Genomic DNA, 21,862 nt, shown 5'->3' with positions numbered 1-21,862 from the left:
CAGCGCCCCAGAAAGAACCAGAGATAGCACGATGAGCATTCTGATCAACAAAGACACCAAGGTGATCTGCCAGGGCTTCACCGGCAAGCAGGGCACCTTCCATTCCGAACAGGCGATCGCCTACGGGACGCGGCTGGTCGGCGGCGTCACGCCGGGCCGCAGCGGCAGCCAGCATCTGAACCTGCCGGTGTTCGACACCTGCCACGACGCCGTCGCCAAGACCGGTGCCGACGCGACGATGATCTACGTGCCGGCGCCGTTCGCCGCCGACGCGATCCTCGAAGCGGCGGATGCCGGCATCCGCGTCATCGTCTGCATCACCGAAGGCATTCCGGTCAATGACATGGTCAAGGTCAAGGCCGCCCTGCGCACGCAGTACAAGAACTCCGTGCTGATCGGACCGAACTGCCCGGGCGTCATCACGCCGGGCGAGTGCAAGATCGGCATCATGCCGGGCCACATCCACAAGCCGGGCAAGATCGGCATCGTGTCGCGCTCCGGCACGCTGACGTATGAAACGGTCTACCAGACCACGCAGAACGGCCTGGGCCAGTCGACCTGCGTCGGCATCGGCGGCGATCCGGTGCGCGGCTGGGGCTTCATCGAAGTCATCGAGCAGTTCGAGAAGGATCCGAACACCGCCGGCATCATCATGGTCGGTGAAATCGGCGGCGCCAGCGAAGAAGAAGCGGCCGACTACATCAAGGCCAACGTCAAGAAGCCGGTCGTCGCGTACATCGCCGGCGTCACCGCGCCGCCGGGCAAGCGCATGGGCCACGCCGGCGCGATCATCTCGGGCGGCAAGGGTACGGCCGACGAGAAGTTCGCCGCGCTCGAAGCGGCTGGCGTCAAGACCGTGCGCTCGCCGGCGGATCTCGGCGCGGCGATGCTGTCGCTGCTGAAGTAACGCTGGAAAAACGCGTAGCAACAAACAAGGCGGGCGTAGACTGTTCTCAGTCGCGCCCGCTTTTCTTTTGATGCAGGGACGCCATGGCACAACCGCTAAAGATGGCGCTGGCCCAGATCAACCTCTGGGTTGGCGATGTGGAAGGCAACGTCGACAAGATCATCGACGCCGCCAGGCATGCGCGTGATGAACTTGGTGCAAGCCTGCTGGCCTGTCCCGAACTGTCGCTGATCGGCTATCCGCCGGACGACCTGCTGCTGCGTTCGGCGATGCCGCGCTTGATCGACGAGGGCGTGCAGCGCCTGCTGCGTGAAGTGCAGGGCATCACCATCATCGTCGGCCTGCCGGAATTCGCTGGCCACAGCGCCGGCATGCGCGCGACCTATAACGCCGCCTATGTGATCCGCGATGGCCAGATCGTCGCGCGCACGCGCAAGCAGTTGCTGCCGAATTACGGCGTGTTCGACGAGCGTCGCCACTTCACGCCGGGCAACAGCACACTGGTGTTCGAACACGAAGGCCGGCGCCTGGGCCTGTGCATCTGCGAGGACGTCTGGGGCAGAGCGCCCGCGGCAGCGGCGCGCGCGCAGGGCGCCGAACTGCTGATCAACATCAACGCTTCGCCGTTCGATATCGAGAAATCTGCGGCACGCCGCCGCGAGCTGGCCCAGCGCGTCGCGGAAAATTCATTCCCGATCGTCTACGTCAACTGCGTCGGAGGCCAGGACGATGTGGTCTTCGATGGCGACTCGATCGCTGTCGACGGCGACGGTCGCCTGGCTTTTTCGGCACCGCTGTTCGAGGAAGGCATCTTTGCGCTGACTTATGCCGATGGCCGTTTCAGCGGCGCGCTGCGGACCGAGCTGCCCGAAGAAGCGGTGGTCTGGCGCGGCCTGGTCCAGGCCGTGCGCGACTATGTCAATCGCAACGGCTTCCCCGGCGCACTGGTCGGCATGTCCGGCGGCATCGATTCGGCCATCGTCGCCGCGGTCGCCGCCGATGCGCTCGGTCCGGAACGGGTCTGGGGCGTTTCGATGCCTTCGCGTTACACCGCGCAGATGTCCAACGACGATGCGCGCCTCCAGGCCGAGGCGATGGGCATCCGCTATTCGACGCTGCCGATCGAATCGGTCTTTCAGGCGGTGACCGGCACACTGGCCGAAACCTTCGCCGGCAAGGCGGTCGATCTGACCGAAGAGAACATCCAGTCGCGCAGCCGCGGCGTGCTGCTGATGGCGCTGTCGAACAAGTTCGGCCAGGTCGTGCTGACGACCGGCAACAAGAGCGAGATGGCGGTCGGCTACGCGACGCTGTACGGCGACATGTGCGGCGGTTTCGCGCCGTTGAAGGACGTCTACAAGACCCTGGCGTACCAGCTCGCGCGGTATCGCAATACGATTTCGCCGATCATCCCCGAGCGCGTGATCACCCGGCCGCCGAGCGCGGAGCTGCGCGAGGACCAGAAGGATTCGGATTCATTGCCGCCCTACGAGGTGCTGGATCCTTTGCTCGAAGCCTATGTCGAGGATCAGCTGTCGATTCCGGAGATCGTCGCGCTCGGCTTCGACGAGGCTGTCGTCAAGCGCGTCGCCGCGCTGGTGCGACGTTCGGAATACAAGCGTCGCCAGGCGCCGCCGGGGCCCAAGATCACGCGTTGCGCCTTCGGCCGCGAGCGGCGCTATCCGCTCACCGCGCAGTACGGCGACATCTGAGAATTGAAGGATGGGCCGTGAGGCCCATCGTTTCAGCCGGCAACTGCGCAGCGATGGGCCTCGCGGCCCATCCTACATTCAGCTTTTTGCCGGCGGCGCGTCGACGGGCGTGACGGCTTCGTTGAGCTTCTCGGTGACCGCCGAAGCCAGATAGGCCTCGCGCAGCTTGCGCGCATCGGTTGCCTGCGGAAGCAGATCCAGCGCGGTGTAGCTCTCCTCGAGCATGGCCAGTGCCTGGATCGTCGCCGGGGAGCCCGGATACTGGGCGACAACCTGCTCGGCGCGCTTCGACGCGGCGACAAACGCACCGCGACGGAAGTAGTACTCGACGACGGTCAGTTCGTGCTGCGCAAGGCGATTGCGCAGGAAGATCATGCGATCGCGCGCATCGGCCACGTAAGGGCTCTGCGGGAAGCGCTGGATCAGCAGGCTGAAATCGTCGAACGAGCGGCGCAGGTTGCTGGTGTCGCGGCGCGTGGTATCGAAGCCCAGTGCCTCCGAGATGCCGGCGTCGCGACCGAAATTGACCAGGCCCTTGATGTACTGGACGTAGGCGGTGTTCTCGCTGCGCGGGTAGTCGCGCATGAAGCGGTCCGCCTGCGCCAGCGCTTCGTCGGCCTGGAAGTTGCGGTACAGCGCATAGATGCGCTCGACCTGGCCCTGCACCGCGTAATCGGTGAACGGATAGCGCAGGATCAGCGTGCCGTAGCGCTGCACCGCCGTCGCAAAGTCGCTGGATTCCAGCGACTCGCGGGCAAGTCGGTACAATTCGCTCGCCTGGAGGCGCTGTTCGCGCGTGCTGTACTGCTCCGGCTTGAACGGATTCTCGGCCGGCAGGCGGTCGGGATTGGAACTGCACGCAGCGCTCAAGGCTGCAAGCGCCGCAACGGCGACAATGCGGAAATTCATTGGCTAATCAGAGTGTGGAAAATGGCTTTGCTGAGACTGCAGGCGCGACGCGAGTATAGCCGATGACCGCCAGTCAACCCGACGACGATAACGACCTGCAGCAGCGCGCCGAAGTTCCCGAGGAAATGGACGGCCTGCGGCTGGATGCCGCCTGCGCCAAGCTGTTCCCGGATTACTCCCGCTCGCGCCTCCAGGCCTGGATCGACGGCGGGCGCCTGCGCGTCGACGGCGAGGTCGTGACCCGCCAGCGCGAGCCGGTCAAGGGGGGCGCCCAGTTGCTGCTCGATGCCGAGGCCGAGGAGGATTTCCGCGTCGGCCCGCAGGACATCCCGATCACCGTGCTGCATGCCGACAAGGACATCCTGGTCGTCAACAAGGAAGCCGGCTTGACCGTCCACCCGGGCGCCGGCCAGGCGGACGGTACGCTGCAGAACGCCATCCTGTACCACTATCCGCAGGCGGCGTCCGTGCCGCGCGCCGGCATCGTCCATCGGCTCGACAAGCAGACCTCGGGCCTGATGGTCGTGGCGCTGAACCTCAAGGCGCACACCAAACTGGTGGCCGAGCTGCAGGCCCGCGAGATCCGCCGCGAATACGACACCCTGGTGCAGGGCGAGCTGATCGCCGGCGGCACGATCGACGAGCCGATCGGCCGTCATCCGCGCGACCGTCTGCGCATGGCGGTCACCGATCACGGCGGCCGCGATGCGGTGACTCATTACCGCATCGAGGAGCGCTACAGCCAGTTCACCCGGCTGCGGGTGCAGCTGGAGACCGGCCGCACCCATCAGATCCGCGTTCACTTGGCGCATATCCGCTACCCGATCGTTGGCGATCCGGTCTATGGCGGCTCGCTGCGCGGCAGCGGCCTCGATCCGGCCTTGCGCGACGCCCTGCGCGGGTTTTCGCGCCAGGCCCTGCATGCGCGGGCGCTTGAGCTGACCCATCCGGCCAAGGGCAAGCGCCTGAGCTGGAGCGCCGAGCCGCCGGAAGACATGCAGTCGCTGTATGCGCTGCTGCGCCGCTATGCCGCGCGTAGCGCCTGAGGCCGGGCGCCGATGAGCGCGGCCTGGGTAGACGCGGACTGGCCGTCGCCGCCGGGTGTCCGGGCGCTGCAGACCCTGCGCAGTGGCGGGGCCAGCGTCGCGCCCTACGACAGCTTCAACCTGGCGACCCATGTCGGCGACGATGCCGTGACGGTCGCCGGCAATCGCGAAAACCTGCGCGCAGCGCTGCAGCTGGCCGAGCCGCCGCGGTGGCTGCGGCAGGTGCATGGCGTGCGCGCCGTTGCCTTGCCCGATCCGGACGCGGAGCCGGAGGCGGACGCCGCCTGGACGACGCAGCCGGGCATTGCCTGCGCCGTGCTGACCGCGGATTGTCTGCCGGTGCTCTTCAGTGCCCTCGACGGCTCCGCCGTGGCGGCCGCGCATGCCGGCTGGCGCGGCCTGGCCGACGGCGTGCTCGAAGCGACGATGGCGGCGATGCCGACCTCGCCCGGCAAGCTGCAAGCCTGGCTCGGCGCGGCGATCGGCCCCCAGGCCTTCGAGGTGGGTCCGGAGGTGCGCGCGCGCTTCGTCGACGACGACGCGACATTCGCGGCCTGCTTCACGCGCGGTCGCGACGATCGCTGGATGGCGGATATCTACGCACTCGCGCGTGCCCGCTTGCAGCGTGCCGGAATCGCCGCGGTCTACGGCGGCGGTCGCTGCACCTACAGCGAAACGGATGCCTGGTTTTCCTTTCGTCGTGCGCCGCGCTGCGGACGAATGGCGAGCCTGATCTGGATCGACGCTGCGGTGCAGCGTCGGTAGTAGATACATCCTGAATCTTGCATGGGTGGCGCGCTTCGGTTGCGCCACTGCTAGGCGTCTGTTAAAAGTTGCTGAGGTGATGGTGTTCACGACAGAGCACCGCATTCCTATTTGAAGAAACCGCATACAGGTTTCGTGCATTCGGAGGAGGACCAGGCTCAGCGTTGACTAGCGCCGTGCCCGAGTTTTCGGCCAATGCCTGTGTGCGCAACTGACTGACTCGGGGGAGCAGGGAAATGATGCAGAAGATTGGGTCGCGGGTTCTGGCGCGGATGGCGGGTTCGCTCGCCGCCATGGCCTTGGGCTACAGCGGCGCTGCCAGTGCGCTGAGCTTCGATATCGGCGAAAACGAGATCCGGCTGGAGAATCTGGTCACGATCGGCGCCTCGTGGCGCATGCAGGATCGCAACACCAGCCTGATCAGCAAGTCGAATCTCAATCCGGGCCTGTGCGTCCGCCGCGTCGGCGACGATCGCGATCCGAGCACGCCGGAGGGCAACGACGGTCCGGATCCGGGCGGCAACAACTTCTTCATGGGCGACACCTGCTCCGGCACCGTCGAAGACCCGGAATTCGGTAGCCGCAACAACTTCTACGTCGCCCAACCGGGCAGCTTCCAGCCCAACAACGACGACGGCAACCTCAACTTCGACAAGCGCGACATCGTCCACGCGACGGCCAAGCTGACGAGCGATCTCAACTTCGACATCGCCGGCTTCAACGTCTTTGCCCGCGGCATCTATTTCTTTGACGCCAACTACGACGGCTTCAAGGAAACCCATCCGGATACGACGTTGCAGCCGTATCGCACCGCGTACCCGGACGGCTCGATCGACGTCAACGGCACCGATGTGCAGATGCTCGACTACTTCGTCAGCAAGACGTTCGAGATCGACGAACGCCTGGTCAGCATCAAGGTCGGCAACCAGGTGCTGAACTGGGGCGAGAGCGGCTTCCTAGCGCTGAACAGCCTCAACACCGTCAACCCGCTGAACCAGGCGCTGCTGCGCATCCCCGGCTTCGATATCAAGGAACTGTTCCTGCCGGTGGGCATGGTGACGGTCAACGCGCAGGTCGCCGAAGGCCTGAACATCGAGGCCTTCTACCAGTACGACTGGGAGCCGTTCGTGCTCGATCCGGTCGGCAGCTTCTTCTCCAGCGCCGATATCCTCGGCGAAGGTGCGACCTACACGATGCTGTCGTTCGGCCGCGCGCCGCAGGATCCGCTCGAGCTGTACGAACCCTGGCGCAATCCGGACGATCCGGCCTCGGTGCTCGGTTCGCGTTCGGACCGTACGATGAAGCGCGACTTCGAATTCGAGAAGGGTCTGCGTCCGGACAATGGCGGCCAGTACGGCGCGTCGATCAAGACCTATTTCGAGAACATCAACAACGGTACCGAAGTCGGTCTGTACTTCGCCAACTACCATTCGCGCCTGCCGACGGTCGGCATCCTCGCTGCCGATTCAAGCTGCCTGCCGGACGAATCCATCGTCGGCGAGCTGCCGGTGATCGGTGGTCCGCTCGGCCAGATCCTCGGCGCGCTGCCGACGCAGACCGCGCTGAACCTGCTGACGCTGATCAATCCGGTCGGCGACTGTCGGGTTCCGGTCGGCAACCTGCTCGCGGCGGCCGGTATCCCGGGCGCGACCGTCGGGCCAGCCACCGGCCCGCTGGATGGCCTGCCGGTCGGTTCGATCCGCTATTTCGCCGAGTATCCGGAAGACATCCGCGTCTACGGCATCTCGTTCAACACGACGCTCGGCGACATCGCCTGGTCCGGCGAGTACGCGTTCCGCGACAACATGCCGATCCAGATCCACACGACGGATCTCGTGTTCGCGGGTCTGCAGCCGGCGTTCCCGGCCGTGGACTTCAGCCTCGAGCCGATCGCCACGCTGCCGGGCCGTCGCACCGCGGCACCGGACTTCGTCTCCGTCTATCGCGGCGTCGAGTACGGCCCGGGCGACTACATCCGCGGCTACGAGCGCATGAAGGTCGGTCAGCTCGGCACGACGTTCATCAAGACCGTCGGCGGCGACAATCCGATCAATGCCGACCAGATCACGCTGCTGCTCGAACTGGGCATGACCCAGGTGTTCGACATGCCGGGCCTCGACGAACTGCAGTTCCAGGGCGCCGGCGTCAACACCCACATCTCGTCGGGCGCCGACGGCAGCGTCGGTATCAATCCGATCGACGTGCGCACCGATCCGAACGATCCGACCACCAACGGCAGCGATCCGAACCTGCGCCAGAATCCGACGGCACAGAAGGGTCTCGATGGCTTCGGTACGGACATCTCGTACGGTTATCGTTTCGTCACGCTGACCAAGTACAACGACGCGTTCCTGGGCGTGAACCTGGAATTCCTCGCTGCGCTGTTCCACGACGTCCAGGGTGTTGCGCCAGGCCTCGGTCAGAACTTCGTCGAGGGTCGCAAGCAGATTCTCGGCGGCGTACGCTGGGACTTCCTGACCAACTACACCGGCGAAGTGCGCTACACCTGGTTCACCGGCGGCAAGGGTCGCGATGTGACCAGCGACCGCGACAACGTACTGCTGTGGCTGGGTTACCAGTTCTAAGCGCAGCCTCATCAATGCATACAGGACCGCATGGGTCAGCTTAAGAAAGACATCAGCGGCAAGCCTGCAAGTTTGATCCGGACCATGGCCGCAGTCGCGATGACTGCGGCCATGCCCGTTCTGCTGCTGCTGCCGGCCACGGCCGCCGCACGCGTCAGCGAAGATCAGGCCGCGCAGCTTGACGCGACATTGACGCCGGTCGGCGCCGAGCGCGCCGGCAATGCCGAAGGCACGATTCCAGCATGGACCGGCGGCCAGACTGCCGTGCCGGAATGCTTCCAGGGCGAAGGGATGCGCTACTGCGATCCCTATCCGGAGGACCAGCCGCGCTTCACGGTGCGGGCGGAAAATCTACTGCAGTACGAGAAGTGGCTGACTTCGGGGCAGATCGCCCTGCTGCGCAAGCACGCGGACACGTACAGCATGCCGGTCTACGGCACCCGGCGCAGCTTCGCGAATCCGGATTTCATCTACGCCGCGACGCGCAGCAACGCATTGAGCGCCGAGCTGCGCAACAACGGCGAAGCGCTGGCCGGCGCGGTGACCGGTATTCCGTTTCCGGTGCCGGCCAATGGGCATGAGGTCATCTGGAACCACAAGACGCGGTATCGCGATCTGGCGGTGCGGCGCTGGAAGAACCAGTTCGCCGTCTCGCCGTCGGGCGACTACAGCGCCGTCAAGCTGCGTGAAGACGCGCGCTACCGCTACAACGAGCCGGGTCTGAGCATCGAGGCGCTCGACAATCTGCAGCACGAACTCGTGCAGCTGATCACCGAGCCGCCGCGCCTGGCCGGCTCCGCGCTGTTGATCCGCGAGACGCTGGATCAGGTCAAGGAACCGCGCGCCACCTGGCAGCGCAGCCCGGGGCAGAAGCGCCTGCGGCGGGTGACCAATCTCGGCTACGACACCCTGGGCACCGGCGCCGACGGCTTGCGCACCAACGACCAGATCGACAGCTTCAACGGCGCAATGGATCGCTACGACTGGAAGCTGATCGGCAAGCAGGAACTGCTGGTGCCGGCCAACAGCTACCGCCTGCACAGCGATGCGCTGACCTACAGCCAGGTGCTCGGCAAGCGGCATCTGAACCAGGCGCTGACGCGCTACGAGATCCGCCGGGTCTGGGTCGTCGATGCGACGCTGCGCGCCAGCGCCGCGCACATCTACAAGCGCCGGCGCTTCTACGTCGACGAAGACAGCTGGCAGATCCGCGTGGTGGATATTTACGATTCGCGCAACGAACTGTGGCGCGTGCAGGAAACCCATACGCTGGTCGCCTACGACAAGCCGTACGAGCTGGCGGTTGCGGAAACCGTGTACGATCTGAAGGACAATCGCTATCTGGCGCAGGCGCTCGACAACGAGGATGCCGAGGTCGCCAGCGTCGTATTCGACGAAGATGCTTTCGAGCCTGGCGAAGTTTCCAGCCTGGCCGCCAAGCTCGCCAAGGAAGCAAAGAACGACTAGCCCGGTGGCGGAGCAGAGCGTCGCAAAGACGACGCGCCGTCGTCGCACAGAATTGATTGAAGAGGAAAGCCGATGAACCTACAAAAAGCACTGTGCGCGGGCTGCATCGCTGCAGGCTCGATGTTTGCGTCGTTCAGCGCGTTGGCGCAAGACGAGGCTGCAATCGATGCAACGACCGATGCGACGGCGGCTGCCGACGCGCCGCCGGCGGTATCGCTGCCTTCCGAACTCATGCGTCTGAGTCCGGCCCGCTTGCTGCTCGACATCGTCAATACCGGTGCGCATCTGGTTGCCGTCGGCGACCGCGGCGCGATCCTGGTTTCGAACAACGGCAATGACTGGGCCCAGGTGCAGACGCCGACGCGCTCCACCTTGAATGCCGCAGCCTTCGCCGACAGCAACAACGGCTGGGCGGTCGGTCACGATGCGGCGATCCTGCACACGAAGGACGGTGGCAAGACCTGGGATCTGCAGAACTTCCAGCCGGAACTCGAAAAGCCGCTGCTTGATGTACTGGCGATCGACGCCAACACCGCGTTCGCGGTGGGCGCTTACGGCCTGCTGCTGCACACGACCGACGGTGGTTCGAGCTGGAACGAAGTCGATACGCCGATCCGCGAGGATGAGCTGCATTTCAACTCGATTGCGCGCCTCAACAACGGCGATCTGTTCATTGCCGGCGAGCAGGGCAAGCTTGCCTTCTCGGCCGATGGCGGCACGACCTGGACCGCGCTCGAATCGCCGTACGAAGGCTCCTATTTCGGCGCACTGCCGCGCGGCGACAAAGGCGTGCTGATCTTCGGTCTGCGCGGCAATGTCTACGTCAGCGAAGACGGCCGCGGCGGCTGGACGCCGATCGACCTCGGTTCGGTTGCCACGCTGTTCGGCGGCGCATTGCTGCCCGACGGCAGCCCGGTGCTCGCCGGTCTGGCCGGCAACGTGCGCCACATCGGCACCGATGGCACGGTCAGCAAGATTCCGGTGGTGGTCAAGGAAGTCGACGCCAAGGGCAACAGCCAGCTCAAGGAACGCACCGGCACGCTGAGTGCCGTGCTGCCCTTCGGCGAAAGACTGCTGCTGGTCGGCGAGAACGGCGTGCTCAGCGTCGCGATGAAGCTTTGAGCGGCCGCGCGCCTGCGAGGAATTGGATATGAGCGAAAACGAACAACTGACCACCACCCAGAAGATCCTGCGGCTGTTCGAGCCGCTGATCTATGCCCGCCGCAGCCTGACGATGGGCATCCTGCTCGTGATCACGGCGGTGCTGTTCTGGCAGATGCTGCAGATCCGCAGCGACGCCGGCTTCGACAAATCGATCCCGCTCGATCACCCGTACATGAAGGTGCTCAAGCAGTATCAGGCCGAGTTCGGCGGCGCCAACTCGGTGCTGGTCGCACTGATCCAGAAGGACGGCAAGGGCGAGATCTACAACGAGGCCTTCCTCAAGACGCTGAAGACGGCGACCGACGAAGTGTTCTTCCTGCCGGGCGTCGACCGCTCGCGCGTGTCGTCGCTGTTCACGCCGGACGTGCGCTTCCTGGAAGTCGTCGAAGGCGGCTTTTCCGGCGGCAACGTCATTCCTGCCGAGTACCAGCCGACGCAGGAAATGTTCGACCTGGTCAAGGCCAACGTGAACAAGGGCGGTCACGTCGGCCGCTACACGACCAAGAGCCAGAACGGCTCAATGGTGTTCTCCGAACTGATGGAGATCGACCCGATCACCGGCGAGAAGCTCGACTACGCGCGTGTCGCCGATCTGCTCGAAGACCGCGTGCGCGGCCGCTTCACCAGCGAGACCAAGTTCGTCTACAAGCTCACGGAAGATTTCACGTCGGAAGACGGCCGCGTCCAGCTCAAGGCCGGCGAAGTCGTCGACGAGAATTTCGTCGATCCGGGCTGGAAGCTGCGCTTCAAGACGCTGCACGCCTCGCGCACGCTGCCCGATGACGGCGGCACCGTGCAGGTCGCGATCAAGGGCAGCCTGGTCGATGTGGAGACGGCGCCGAATCCGCAGTACAACCCGGATCTCGACGTCCACATCCTCGGCTTCGCCAAGGTCGTCGGCGATGTCATCGACGCGACGATGATGGTCGTGATGTTCCTGATCCTCACGCTGTTCATGACCTGGCTGCTGCTGTGGGCCTACACCGGTTCGATGAAGCTGGCGATCCTGCCGCTGGTCTGCGCGGTGACCGCGGTGATCTGGGAGTTCGGCCTGCTGCGTCTGTTCGGCAAGGGCCTCGATCCGTTCGCGATCCTCGTGCCGTTCCTGATCATTGCGATCTCGGTGTCGCACGGCGTGCAGTACGTCAACGCCTGGGTCGGCGAAATGACGCTGTTCAAGCGCAACAGTTTCGATGCCTCGCTGCACACCTGGCGCCGCCTGGCGGTGTACGGAACGATGGCGATCATGACCGGCTTCGTCGGTTTCGCGCTGATTGCGGTCATCCCGATCGACATCATCCGCGAGATGGCACTGAACGCCTCGCTGGGCATGTTCGCCATCTTCATCACCAACAAGGTGATGATGCCGATCTGGCTGACCTGGGTCGACATCGGCGATCCGCAGGCCTTTGCCGAAAAGCAGGAGAAGCGCGACAGCGTGTTCGACCCGCTGTGGCATCTGCTGTCGAACATGGTGCGGCCGACGCCGGCCATCGTCGCGATCATGGTCGGCAGCGTGCTGCTCGGCTGGAGCCTGTGGGAAGGCAAGAACCTGCAGGTCGGCGACAGCCAGGCCGGCGTGCCGGAGCTGCTGCCGGATTCGCGCTACAACAACGACACCGCGGCGGTCACCAGCAACTTCGCGATCGGCACCGACATCTTCAAGGTCATCGCCGAGACCGATGCCGAAGCCTGCATCAAGTACGAGGTGATGGCGCAGATCGACCGCTTCGCCTGGCACATGGACAACACCGAAGGCGTGCAGTCGACAATGTCGCTGCCGTGGGTTGCCAAGCAGGTCAATGCAGCGTTCAACGAAGCCAATCCGCGCTTCAAGATCTTGCCGCGCAACCAGTACACGATGGTGCAGGCGATCACGCCGATCCCGACTTCCTCCGGCCTGCTCAATCCGAACTGCTCGGCGATGGCGGTGTTCCTGTTCACCAAGGACCACAAGGCGACGACCCTGTCGCGCATCGTCAGCGAAGCCAAGGCTTTCAATGACAGCAACGCCGCGGAGTTCTTCGCCGTCCACAAGGACGTCGACAAGGCCTACTGCGACGGCAAGACCGAAGCGCGCCGCGAAGTCGGCGTGCACACGGTCGCCGCGCAGAAGTACGCCGAGAAGCTCAAGAAGCAGCGCAAGGGCATCAGCGATTCCGAGGTCGAGGCCGACGAGGGCTACAAGAAGCTGGTCGCCACCCGGCAGGAGGCCGAGACGGCCTATGCCGCGATGGGCAAGAGCTGCCCGGTCAATTTCGCGCTGGCCTCGGCCCAGGTCGGCGTGATGGCGGCCACCAACGAGGAAGTACATCGCCTGGAGAAGCCGATCCTGCTGATCGTCTACGCCGGCATCATTGTCTGCGTGTTCCTGTCGTTCTTCGAATGGCAGTCCATCGTCTGCATCATGTTGCCGCTGGCCCTGGTGTCCTGGATGGCCTATGCGGTGATGGCGGTGCTCGGCATCGGCATGAAGGTGGCGACGCTGCCGGTCGTTGCCCTGGCTGCGGGTGTCGGTGTCGACTACGGAATCTACGTTTATGCGACCTTGGCCGACGCGACGGCGGCCGGCTTCAAGCTGCGCGAGGCCTACTTCAAAACCCTCAAGCTGACTGGCAAGGCGGTGGTCTTCACCGGCCTCACGCTGGCTCTGGGCGTGGCGACCTGGCTGTACTCCGGCCTGCAGTTCCAGCGCGACATGGGCAAGATGCTGGTCTTCATGTTCACCGCCAACATGTTCGGCGCGATTCTGCTGCTGCCGGCCATCGCCTCGATGATCCTCAAGCCCAAGGAACTGGCGCCGGGTGAAGTGCCGGTGTTCAAGCCGCGCCACTGATCCGGTCGCGGATGTAAAGGCAGGCCCCGCCAGTGAGCGGGGCCTTGCCGTTTGTAGGGCGAGCGATGACGAGCTTGACCTACACGACAGCCCGCGTCGCTTTCTCCATAATCCTGCTCTCGCCGGCCCTGAGTGCCGGCCAGCCGGTCAGCCTGTGAATTCGAGGTCCATGATGTCGACTCGCCGCAACAAAGCCTGGAGTCTTGCCGCCAGCCTGCTGATCGCCGCCGGCACAGCCAATGCGCAGTCTGTTGCCGAGGCTCCGGCCGCCCCGGCTGGCCCCGCCGTGACCGCTGTCGGCGACCTGCTGACCGTCTGCAACGATGCGCTGCAAGCCAATGCCGCGTATCGCGCCGCGCGCGCCCAGTACCGGGCCGCGCTGGAACTGCTCCCGCAGGCGACCGGCAAGCTGCTGCCGCAGCTGGGCCTGCGTGCACAGTACGACTGGATCAACGAATCGATCGAGGGCACCTATTACGGGATTGTCGACTACGACAACCGCGACGAGTTCGACCGCGTGTTCTATGGGGCTCAGCTGACGCAGGCGCTGTACCGTCCCGAGCTGATCGCTGAACGCAAGGAAGCCAAGCTGAAGATCTCGCAGGCCGAGCATGTTCTGCAGGCCCAGCAGGATGCGCTGCTGATCCAGGTCGCCGAGGCTTACTTCGGCGTGCTCGCGGCCAGCGACGCCGTTGCGTTCTCGACGGCCGAAACCCAGGCGCTCAGCGGCCAGCTGGATCAGGTGCGCATCCGCGTCGATTCCGGTCTGGTGACCGACGCCGATCTCAAGGGCACCACCGCGCTCTACGAGCTCGCGCTCGCGCGCGAGGTCGACGCACGCAACGCGGTGGCCAACGCCGCGGCGCGTCTCGAGGCAATCACCGGCCGCAGCTATCTCGCGGTCAAGCGCCTGCCGCTGAACATCACGCTGCTCGCGCCCGAGCCGGCGGACGAGAACGTCTGGATCAAGCGCGCCGAGACCGACAATCCCGGGGTGCTCGCACAGCGCCTGGGCGTCAGCGTTGCCGGCCTCCAGCAGCACAAGGTCGATCGCCTGGCCTGGCCGAAGATCGATCTGGTCGGTCTGGCCTACGATCTTGACGCCGGCGGCGGCGCGACCGGCGAGCGCGACGAAGTGCAGCAGCAGATCGGTGTCGTGCTCAACATGCCGCTGTATGCCGGCGGCCAGATCAGTGCCACGCGACGCCAGGCCGAAGCGATGAGCGAGCGCGCCGCGGCGCTGCTCGACGACGGCGTCTCGGACATCATCCGCGACACGCGCATTGCCTACCGCAACGCCACCGCCGGACTGACGCGCGTCAACGCCCTCAAGCGCGGTCTCGATGCGACGATTGCCTACGAAGCGGCGACACGCTCGGGCTACGATGCCGGCACGCTGCCGAGCACGGATGTTCTCGAATCGGTGGAACGCCGCTTCGCCGCGGAGCGCGACTACGCGCTCGCGCGCTACCAGGTCCTGCTCAGCTCGCTGCGGCTCAAGCTGCTCGCCGGCAACCTGCTGGTTGCCGACCTGGCGCAGATCAATCGCATCCTTGTCGATCCGCTGCCGACGCCGCCGGAATCCTCACCCAGCGCGCCCTGAAGCCACACTGGTACGGCACCCGGCTAGCGCGCGCTGTACCCGCCATCCACCGGCAGCAGATGGCCGTGGATGTAGCGGGCCTGTTCCGAGCATAGCCACACGGCAGCGTCGGCCACTTCTTCGGCAGTGCCGATGCGGCCTGCGGGATGCAATGCGAGCACGGCACCGACGTCTTCCACCGCGCGTTCGCGGAAGCGTGCGCCCATGCCGGCGTCGATCAGGCCGGGGCAGACGGCGTTGATGCGGATGTTCTGTTTCGCGTAGCTGATCGCCGCCGATCGCGTCAGACCGGCGATGGCGTGCTTGCTCGCGGTATAGGTTGCGCTGATGCCGCCGCCCATGCCGAAGACCGAACAGTTGTTGACGATGCGGCCGCCGCCCTGTTCCAGCATCCAGCGGATCTGGTGCTTCATGCACAGGAAAGTGCCGCTGACATTGGTGCGCATGACGCGCTCCCAGTCGGCGTCGTCGACGTCCGCGAGCGGGGTGCGCAAGCTGCTCGCGCCGGCGTTGTTGAAGGCGGCATCGAGCCGGCCGTAGCGGTTGCGGACCTGCGCCAGCATGCCTTGCACGGCAGCGCTGTCGCCGACATCGACGATCAGGGTCAGCGCGTCGAACCCATCCTGCTGCAGCTGTGCTTGAACGTCCTGCGCGGCGTCGCTATTGATGTCGGCGATGGCGATGCGATAGCCGGCCCGCGCGAAGGCGACAGCCGCGGCGCGACCGATGCCGCCGCCGCCACCGGTGATCAGTGCAACTGGGCTGTCGCTGGGGTTCAAAACTGCGCTCCGGATCGGTGCAACGTAGGAAGGGGCCTACATTAAACACCGCCGGAGCGCCGGCCGCATGTGGGGGTACCCCCGACAGCGGCGTGCTGGACCTTCCGCCCGGGGCTATCTCGAATGGCGCAGGAAGAAGTCGACGATCTGGGTCGCCGCGTTGTAGTCGGTCGTGTTCTTGCCAAGCAGTCTCGGCAGCAGCGTCTTGCCGCCCGGCCACTGGTGGCCGACGCCGGCCAGACCGCACCACTGCACGTCGTTGCCGGCGGCGCAGCCCTTGAGCGTGGTGCAGGTGGCGGCGCCGCTCTGCAGGCTGACCGTGCCTTCCGTGCTGCAGCCGTTGCGCGCGGCGAGCAGGCCGACGACGGTCTTCACCGCCGGGCGGAAACTGTCTTCGACCGAACCGCCGTCCCAGGGAATGCGCGGATCGTCGCGGCCCTGGATCAGCAGCGTGGGCGTGCCGCGTGCCGGCTTGCAGGACGGCGTCATGATGCCGCCGGCAACGCTCGCGATTGCCGTGAAGATTTCCGGCTGCTCGCAGGCGACGCGGTGCACCATCATCGCGCCATTGGAGAAGCCCGCACCGTAGACGCGCTTGTCGTCGACGGCGACCTTGGTCTTGATGTCGGCCACCAGATTGGCCATGAAGGCGACGTCGTTGACGTTGTTCTCCATCGGCTTCGCGCAGCAGGTGCCGGCATTCCAGGCCCGGCTGATGCCGTCGGGGTAAGCCACGATGACGCTGCGCGCGTCGGCGACGCGGTCGAAGCCCGAGACCTCTTCCATGTTCTCGCCGGTGCCCCAGCCGCCATGCAGGGCGACGAGCAGCGGCATCGGCTTGCCGGCCTGATAGCTCTTCGGCACATACAGCAGATAGCTGCGCTCCTGCGCGCCGCTGCGCATTTCGTACTCGACGGCCTTGCCCGGCTGCTGGGCCTGCGCCGGAGCGGGGAGGGAGCAGGCGACCAGTGTCCCGTAACCGAGCGCAAGCAGGAATGCGCCGAGGGTGCTGCGTGCGGAGAGGAGATTCATACAGGCCTTTTTACGTAGGAAGACAATCCGGATCGGTTATTCTGAGCAACCGGGGATGAACATGCCATGAAATGGCCGGCCTGTGTTTCAGGGACGACGAAAGCCCACCCGGGGCGGCCCGACACCTTGTGCGTCATGGCTGACGGGTTCTGAGGTCAAAGTTCGATAGTTGCTGTGTGTACTGTCTGTCAAGCTGCAGCCCCCGGGTCGTACTCGCGGACTGCAGGGGAGTGGCGATGCGGCCAAGCGAGCACATGAAAATACGGGCAAATCTGATGCGGCTGGCGATGTGGACGACCGGCAATGCCGCGGCTGCGATGCCGAGAGTCCTACCTCGCCGTTGACGATGTCGCGATCCCGATTCCGCAAGTTTGTCTGCGCGCGCGCCGAGCCCGGCGACGGCGGCGTTGCCGTGTGGGCCGACGGCACCGCGGAGCCAGTCATTCTCAGCGAGGGCGACTATGCGCTGGCCCAGTTGCACGACGGCAGCCGCAAGGCGCCGCAGGTTCATGCCGCCGCCATTGCCGCCGGCCAGTCGATCACGCCCTCGGCGCTGGAAGGTTTTGTCGCCCAGTTGTCGCAGCGTCACCTGATGTTCCGCGGCACGCACGAGACGCTGCCGCCGCCGGCGCTCAGCGACGAGGAGCAGGTCACGCTCGGCTGGCTGGGCGGTTTGCCCAATCCCCTCGCGCGGCCCGCCCTGGCGCTGGCGCCATCGTCCATTCCCGGTTCGCGCGTCAGTCCCGGCATGACCGGCAGCCTCACCGGCCTGATCACCGGCCGGCGCGGCCAGCCGAACCAGTTCGACATCCCCCTGTCGCCCAATCCGTTCCTGATGCTCGGACGCCTGCTGATCTGGCCGATCAGCTCGGTGTGGGCGCTCGCCGCGTTCGTCAGCCTGTTTGCCGGAGCCATCGCGCTGCTGGTTGCGCACCATCTGGACTGGCAGGCCATGTCGGTCGGTCTGTTCGGCAGCTATCGCGCCATCGCCACCGGCATCATCAGCGCCTTCCTGGTCAATCTCTGCTCGATGTCGGCCCGCGCGGCGGCCATCGAGCGCTACACGCCGGCAATGCCGCGCATTGGCCTGGTGCGCGGCGTGTTCGGTATCCCGCGCCTGTTCGTCGATACCTCGGGCGCCGCCGAGGCCGCCGAGCGTATCGGCCGCATGCGGATCGTCGGCAGCGGCCTGGTCGGCACGGCGGCGCCGATGGCCTTGTCGATCCTGATCTGGTTCCTGTTCGTCGACACCCAGCTGTCGATCGCGCGCTTCTGCGTCGGCCTGACGATCGTCACCGGCATCTCGCTGCTGCTGCGGCTCAACCCGCTGCTCAAGTACGACGGATACTTTCTGCTGAGTACCGCGGTCGATGTGCCGGACATCCGCGAACGTTCGATCGGCGCGCTCCTCGGCCTGCGCCATCGCGCCTGGTCGATCGCGCTGCGGCGCATCCCTTATCGCGTGCTGCTGCTGTACGGCGTCGCGATGGTTGGCTTCATGGTTCTGTTGGCGGTGTTGTTGCTGTGGCTTGTCGGTGGATGGCTGAGCGAGCGGTTCCACGGCATCGGTTTTCTTGGGATTTTGAGCGTCATGGGGGTTTACATGGTCAAGCAGTACACGCGCGTAGTGGCGGATCGCAGCTCGATGGGTCACATCAAGCGCCCCTGGAAGCCGACGCGCAAGCAGAAGATCATCGCCGGCGTCGTCGCCGCGATCTGCGTGATGCCTTATCCGTACTCGGCCAGCGGCGAGTTCAAGGTACTGCCGCACGATCGCGCCGAAGTGCGCGCACTGATCGCCGCGGACGTGCGCGAAGTGCTGGTGCACGAAGGCGATACCGTCAAGGCCGGTCAGGCGATCGCGCGCCTCGACGACTCCGCGCAGCGCGCTCAGGTCGCCGCGGCGGAAGCCGACTTCGCCAAGCTCAGCGCCGACCTGGCATTGGTCAAGAACGGTGCCAGCAGCGAAGAGATCGAAGTCGCGCGCAGCCGCGTCGCGACGGCGAAGGCCGCCTCGGAGCTCGCCGAGCGCACGGCGCGCCGCGTCACGACCGCCTACCGCGGCAAGTCGGTGACGCCGCAGGAACACGAGCGCGTGCTCGGTGCGGCCGAGGTGGCGCGCCAGCAGCTCGCCGAGGCGCAGCGTCAGCTCGATCTGGTCGGCAGCCCGGCGCGCGACGAACGCCTGCGCGCACTGGAAGCCGATGTGCAGCGCGCCAAGGCGCAGCTGGAATACTCGAAGCAGGAGCTGGCATACACCCGGGTCACCGCACCGATCGACGGCCGCGTCGTCTCGTCGGAGCTGCAGTTCGCCTTGGGGCGCTATCTGGCGCGCGGCGACCAGATCGCCACCGTCGTCGACACCGGAGAACTGCTGGCCGACATCCGCGTGCCGGAATCCTCGATCGCCGACATCGCGCTGGATGCCGAAGCCTCGCTGAAGCCCTGGGCTTATCCGGCGTCCAGCTTTGAGGGCCACGTGCGCTCGGTGGCGCCGGAGGCCGAGGAAGGCGCCTACGGCCAGGTCGTGCGCGTGCAGGTCGTGCTGCAGGATCCGGACAACCTGCTGAAGACCGGCATGACCGGCAATGCCAAGGTCGATGCCGGCTGGAGCATTGTTCTGGTTGTCTTCACGCGCGCGATCTCGCGCTTCCTGCTCGTCGAGCTGTGGTCCTGGATTCCATGATCGACGCAGTTCCGGGGGGGCTCGGCGAAGGCGATTTCCGCCTGACCTGCGACAACGGCTTCGGCGATGGCTGGAACCACTATGCGCACAGCATGGCCTGGTTCCGCGACCGTCTGTACGTCGGCACGTCGCGGGCTTCGCTGGCCGCGCAGCGCCAGGCGATCCCGACGCCGCGCCTGTTCCCCTGGCCGATCCTCGCGCCGGACGATCTCTACGACATCGACCGTCGCGCGCAGATCTGGGCGTATACGCCGCAGACCGATACCTGGGAGCTGGTGTATCAGGCACCGACCGTCGCCGGTACCAACGGCCGCGAAGTGCCGAGCTACATCGGCCTGCGCGGCATGACGGTGTACAAGGACGCCGGCGACGCCGAGCCCTGTCTCTATGTCACGACCTGGTCGCCGCACACCGCGCATTCGCCGGACCTGCTGCGCACCGCCGACGGCCGCCACTTCGCGCCGGTCACGCGCCCGCCGTTCGCGCCGACGGTGCGCGCCTTCCGCACGCTGCAGCCGTTCCAGCAGCGCCTGCACATCAGTCCGACCGCGTCGGGTTCTGCGAAGGGTTTTCTGCAGGACATCAGTTCGGAAGCGGTGATCTACGCCAATTCCGATCTGCGCACCGATCAATGGGTGCCGGTCAGCGAAGAGGGCTTCGGCAATCCGGACAACGTCACCGTGTTCGAGATGGCGACCTACGACGGCCATCTCTACGGCGGCACCATCAATCCGAACACCGGCGGCGAGCTGTGGAAGACGCGCGGCGACAGCCTGCCGTATCGCTGGGAGCCGGTCATCGTCAACGGCGCCGGCCGCGGCCGTCTCAACGAAGCCGCGGCGACGATCTGCGAGTTCAAGGGCGCGCTGTACGTCGCCTTCGGCATCATCAACGGCGGTTATCACCGCGGCGCGCGCGTCGGTCCCGCGGCGGCCGAGGTCACGCGCGTTTGGCCGGACGGCTCCTGGGATCTGCTGGTCGGCGAAGCCCGCATGACCGATCAGGGCCTGAAGTATCCGCTGTCGGGTTACGGCCCCGGCTTCGACAGCCTGTTCAACGGCTATGTCTGGCGCATGTGCGTGCACGAAGGCTGGCTCTACGCCGGCACCTTGAACTGGACCAACACGCTGCCTTATCTGCCGATCGGTTTCTGGCCCGAAGACCTGCTGACGCTGGTGCAGCGTTGGGGCGCGGAGAATCTGGTTTCGCATTACGGCGGCGCCGAACTCTGGCGCACCCATGACGGCATCCACTGGGAGCCGGTGACGCGCTCGGGCTTTGGCAACAAGTTCAACTGGGGCTTCCGCACGCTGGCGTCGACGCCGCACGGCCTGTTCGTCGGCACCGCGAACCCCTACGCACCGAACGTTGCGGTCAAGCGCGATGGCGAGTGGTGCTACGTCGACAATCCGCGCGGCGGCTGCGAGGTCTGGCTCGGCCAGTTCGCCGCGTGAGTACGCCTCCCGCACCGGTCTTCATCCTCGCCGCGCCGTATTGCGGCGCCGCGCGTCTGGCGCAACACCTCGCGCGGCATCCGGCGCTGTATGCGTTGCCGGAGCTGTGTCTGTTCATGGCCGATCGTGTCGACGATCTGCTCGACATCTACCGCATCAGCCAGGGCACGCATGCCGACGGTCTGCTGCGCGCGGTCGCCCAGCTGCAGTTCGGTGCGCAGCGCGATGCCGAAATCGACGCCGCGCGCGACTGGCTCGCGCAGCGTCGCGGCGGCACGGTCGGCGAGCTGCTGGCTGAACTGGCCGCACTGATCGCGCCGCGGCGGCTGGTGATCCCCGACAGCGAGTCGCCGCTGCGGCCGATCGACCTGTGGCGCCTGCGGCGGCATGTCGCCGGTGCGCGGGCGATCCAGCTGGTGCGGCACCCTTGGACGCAGGGCTGCCTGATGTCGCATTCGCTGCGCCAGCGGCTGTTCGTGCCGCCGGACTTCAAGGATCACAGCTGGGATCCGCCGATGGCCGATCCACAGATTCCCTGGCTGCGCTGCAACGCCAACATCGAGGCGTCCTTCGGGTCGTCCCCCGAGCTGATGCGGCGCCTGCGCCTCGAAGCGCTGGAGTCTGTCCAGAGCCGTGCCGGCGCCTTGGCGACGCTGTGCGAATGGATCGGTGTGTCTGCAGCACCGGACATCGTCGAGGCCATGTGCAAGGCAGATGACTGGGTCTTTGGCGACTACGGTCCGCGCGCCGCGCCTTACGGACTGGAAGCGGAGATGCTGGCGCCGCCGCCGCGGGCGGAGCGCGAACGCGCCAGGCAGGTCGCGCTGAACCTGCCGTTGCCGTGGCGGCCCGATGCGATCGGTTTCGATGTCAGCGTGGTCGCGCACGCCCAGCGCTACGGCTACTGAACGGCGCGC

15 protein-coding genes are annotated in these 21,862 nt (G+C 65.9%); 12 read left to right on the top strand and 3 right to left on the bottom strand.

Annotated elements, in window-relative coordinates:
- Positions 1-31: 31 nt before the first annotated feature.
- Positions 32-907, top strand: coding sequence for a succinate--CoA ligase subunit alpha (gene sucD / locus AC3WUF_RS19795; RefSeq protein ID WP_492428877.1), 876 nt, complete (start codon positions 32-34; stop codon positions 905-907).
- A gap of 83 nt (positions 908-990) precedes the next feature.
- On the top strand, positions 991-2,619 hold the full coding sequence (locus AC3WUF_RS19790) for an NAD+ synthase (protein ID WP_492428875.1): 1,629 nt from the start codon (positions 991-993) through the stop codon (positions 2,617-2,619).
- Between the two features lie 78 nt (positions 2,620-2,697).
- On the opposite strand, the gene AC3WUF_RS19785 is transcribed toward AC3WUF_RS19790, so the two are convergent.
- Entirely contained in the window at positions 2,698-3,528 is an 831-nt protein-coding gene (locus tag AC3WUF_RS19785; RefSeq protein ID WP_492428873.1) for an outer membrane protein assembly factor BamD, read from the bottom strand.
- A 62-nt stretch (positions 3,529-3,590) separates the two neighbouring features.
- Between AC3WUF_RS19785 and rluD the strand changes: the two genes are divergently transcribed.
- From rluD to AC3WUF_RS19750, 7 genes are all read left to right on the top strand, one after another.
- The gene (gene rluD, locus AC3WUF_RS19780; protein WP_492428871.1) at positions 3,591-4,574 is read left to right on the top strand and encodes a 23S rRNA pseudouridine(1911/1915/1917) synthase RluD; all 984 of its coding nucleotides are present in this window, start codon (positions 3,591-3,593) and stop codon (positions 4,572-4,574) included.
- 12 nt (positions 4,575-4,586) lie between these two features.
- Positions 4,587-5,339, top strand: a complete 753-nt coding sequence (gene pgeF / locus AC3WUF_RS19775; protein ID WP_492428869.1) for a peptidoglycan editing factor PgeF — start codon at positions 4,587-4,589, stop codon at positions 5,337-5,339.
- A gap of 236 nt (positions 5,340-5,575) precedes the next feature.
- Entirely contained in the window at positions 5,576-7,924 is a 2,349-nt protein-coding gene (locus AC3WUF_RS19770; RefSeq protein WP_492428867.1) for a DUF1302 domain-containing protein, read from the top strand.
- 84 nt (positions 7,925-8,008) lie between these two features.
- Positions 8,009-9,391 carry a DUF1329 domain-containing protein gene (locus AC3WUF_RS19765; protein ID WP_492428865.1) on the top strand — a complete coding sequence of 461 codons (1,383 nt, stop codon included), beginning with the start codon at positions 8,009-8,011 and terminating at the stop codon, positions 9,389-9,391.
- A gap of 72 nt (positions 9,392-9,463) precedes the next feature.
- Positions 9,464-10,513 (top strand): WD40/YVTN/BNR-like repeat-containing protein, encoded by a 1,050-nt coding sequence (locus AC3WUF_RS19760; RefSeq protein WP_492428863.1) that lies wholly within the window; start codon positions 9,464-9,466, stop codon positions 10,511-10,513.
- 28 nt (positions 10,514-10,541) lie between these two features.
- Positions 10,542-13,391: an efflux RND transporter permease subunit gene (locus tag AC3WUF_RS19755; RefSeq protein ID WP_492428861.1), complete on the top strand. Its 2,850-nt coding sequence runs from the start codon at positions 10,542-10,544 to the stop codon at positions 13,389-13,391.
- Positions 13,392-13,563: 172 nt separating this feature from the next.
- The gene (locus AC3WUF_RS19750) at positions 13,564-14,994 is read left to right on the top strand and encodes a TolC family outer membrane protein (RefSeq protein WP_492428859.1); all 1,431 of its coding nucleotides are present in this window, start codon (positions 13,564-13,566) and stop codon (positions 14,992-14,994) included.
- 23 nt (positions 14,995-15,017) lie between these two features.
- On the opposite strand, the gene AC3WUF_RS19745 is transcribed toward AC3WUF_RS19750, so the two are convergent.
- Both AC3WUF_RS19745 and AC3WUF_RS19740 read right to left on the bottom strand, forming a co-directional pair.
- The gene (locus AC3WUF_RS19745; protein ID WP_492428857.1) at positions 15,018-15,773 is read right to left on the bottom strand and encodes an SDR family oxidoreductase; all 756 of its coding nucleotides are present in this window, start codon (positions 15,771-15,773) and stop codon (positions 15,018-15,020) included.
- 114 nt (positions 15,774-15,887) lie between these two features.
- Positions 15,888-16,805, bottom strand: a complete 918-nt coding sequence (locus AC3WUF_RS19740) for a CE1 family esterase (RefSeq protein ID WP_492428855.1) — start codon at positions 16,803-16,805, stop codon at positions 15,888-15,890.
- A gap of 346 nt (positions 16,806-17,151) precedes the next feature.
- On the opposite strand from AC3WUF_RS19740, the gene AC3WUF_RS19735 reads away from it, so the two are divergent.
- Genes AC3WUF_RS19735 through AC3WUF_RS19725 form a run of 3 tightly spaced genes read left to right on the top strand, consistent with a single transcriptional unit; the run spans position 17,152 to position 21,853 of the window.
- Positions 17,152-19,491 (top strand): HlyD family secretion protein, encoded by a 2,340-nt coding sequence (locus AC3WUF_RS19735; RefSeq protein WP_492428853.1) that lies wholly within the window; start codon positions 17,152-17,154, stop codon positions 19,489-19,491.
- Positions 19,488-20,945 (top strand): hypothetical protein, encoded by a 1,458-nt coding sequence (locus tag AC3WUF_RS19730; protein WP_492428851.1) that lies wholly within the window; start codon positions 19,488-19,490, stop codon positions 20,943-20,945. Before AC3WUF_RS19735 ends, AC3WUF_RS19730 begins: the two co-directional genes overlap by 4 nt.
- Positions 20,942-21,853 (top strand): hypothetical protein, encoded by a 912-nt coding sequence (locus tag AC3WUF_RS19725; protein WP_492428849.1) that lies wholly within the window; start codon positions 20,942-20,944, stop codon positions 21,851-21,853. The genes AC3WUF_RS19730 and AC3WUF_RS19725 overlap by 4 nt, the downstream gene beginning before the upstream one ends.
- The last annotated feature ends 9 nt before the right edge of the window (positions 21,854-21,862 follow it).

Source organism: Fontimonas sp. FW305-C-3, from assembly GCF_058783185.1.
This window is presented reverse-complemented; position numbering and strand designations above follow the sequence as displayed.

What these genes read in the sequence shown, in the direction of transcription:
- AC3WUF_RS19730 (WP_492428851.1), top strand. Translation starts at nt 19,488, where the DNA reads ATGATCGACGCAGTTCCGGGGGGGCTCGGCGAAGGCGATTTCCGCCTG.
- AC3WUF_RS19740 (WP_492428855.1), bottom strand. Translation starts at nt 16,805, where the DNA reads ATGAATCTCCTCTCCGCACGCAGCACCCTCGGCGCATTCCTGCTTGCG.
- AC3WUF_RS19765 (WP_492428865.1), top strand. Translation starts at nt 8,009, where the DNA reads ATGGCCGCAGTCGCGATGACTGCGGCCATGCCCGTTCTGCTGCTGCTG.
- AC3WUF_RS19785 (WP_492428873.1), bottom strand. Translation starts at nt 3,528, where the DNA reads ATGAATTTCCGCATTGTCGCCGTTGCGGCGCTTGCAGCCTTGAGCGCT.
- pgeF (WP_492428869.1), top strand. Translation starts at nt 4,587, where the DNA reads ATGAGCGCGGCCTGGGTAGACGCGGACTGGCCGTCGCCGCCGGGTGTC.
- AC3WUF_RS19750 (WP_492428859.1), top strand. Translation starts at nt 13,564, where the DNA reads ATGTCGACTCGCCGCAACAAAGCCTGGAGTCTTGCCGCCAGCCTGCTG.
- AC3WUF_RS19760 (WP_492428863.1), top strand. Translation starts at nt 9,464, where the DNA reads ATGAACCTACAAAAAGCACTGTGCGCGGGCTGCATCGCTGCAGGCTCG.
- AC3WUF_RS19755 (WP_492428861.1), top strand. Translation starts at nt 10,542, where the DNA reads ATGAGCGAAAACGAACAACTGACCACCACCCAGAAGATCCTGCGGCTG.
- AC3WUF_RS19790 (WP_492428875.1), top strand. Translation starts at nt 991, where the DNA reads ATGGCACAACCGCTAAAGATGGCGCTGGCCCAGATCAACCTCTGGGTT.
- AC3WUF_RS19735 (WP_492428853.1), top strand. Translation starts at nt 17,152, where the DNA reads ATGTCGCGATCCCGATTCCGCAAGTTTGTCTGCGCGCGCGCCGAGCCC.
- sucD (WP_492428877.1), top strand. Translation starts at nt 32, where the DNA reads ATGAGCATTCTGATCAACAAAGACACCAAGGTGATCTGCCAGGGCTTC.
- AC3WUF_RS19770 (WP_492428867.1), top strand. Translation starts at nt 5,576, where the DNA reads ATGATGCAGAAGATTGGGTCGCGGGTTCTGGCGCGGATGGCGGGTTCG.
- rluD (WP_492428871.1), top strand. Translation starts at nt 3,591, where the DNA reads ATGACCGCCAGTCAACCCGACGACGATAACGACCTGCAGCAGCGCGCC.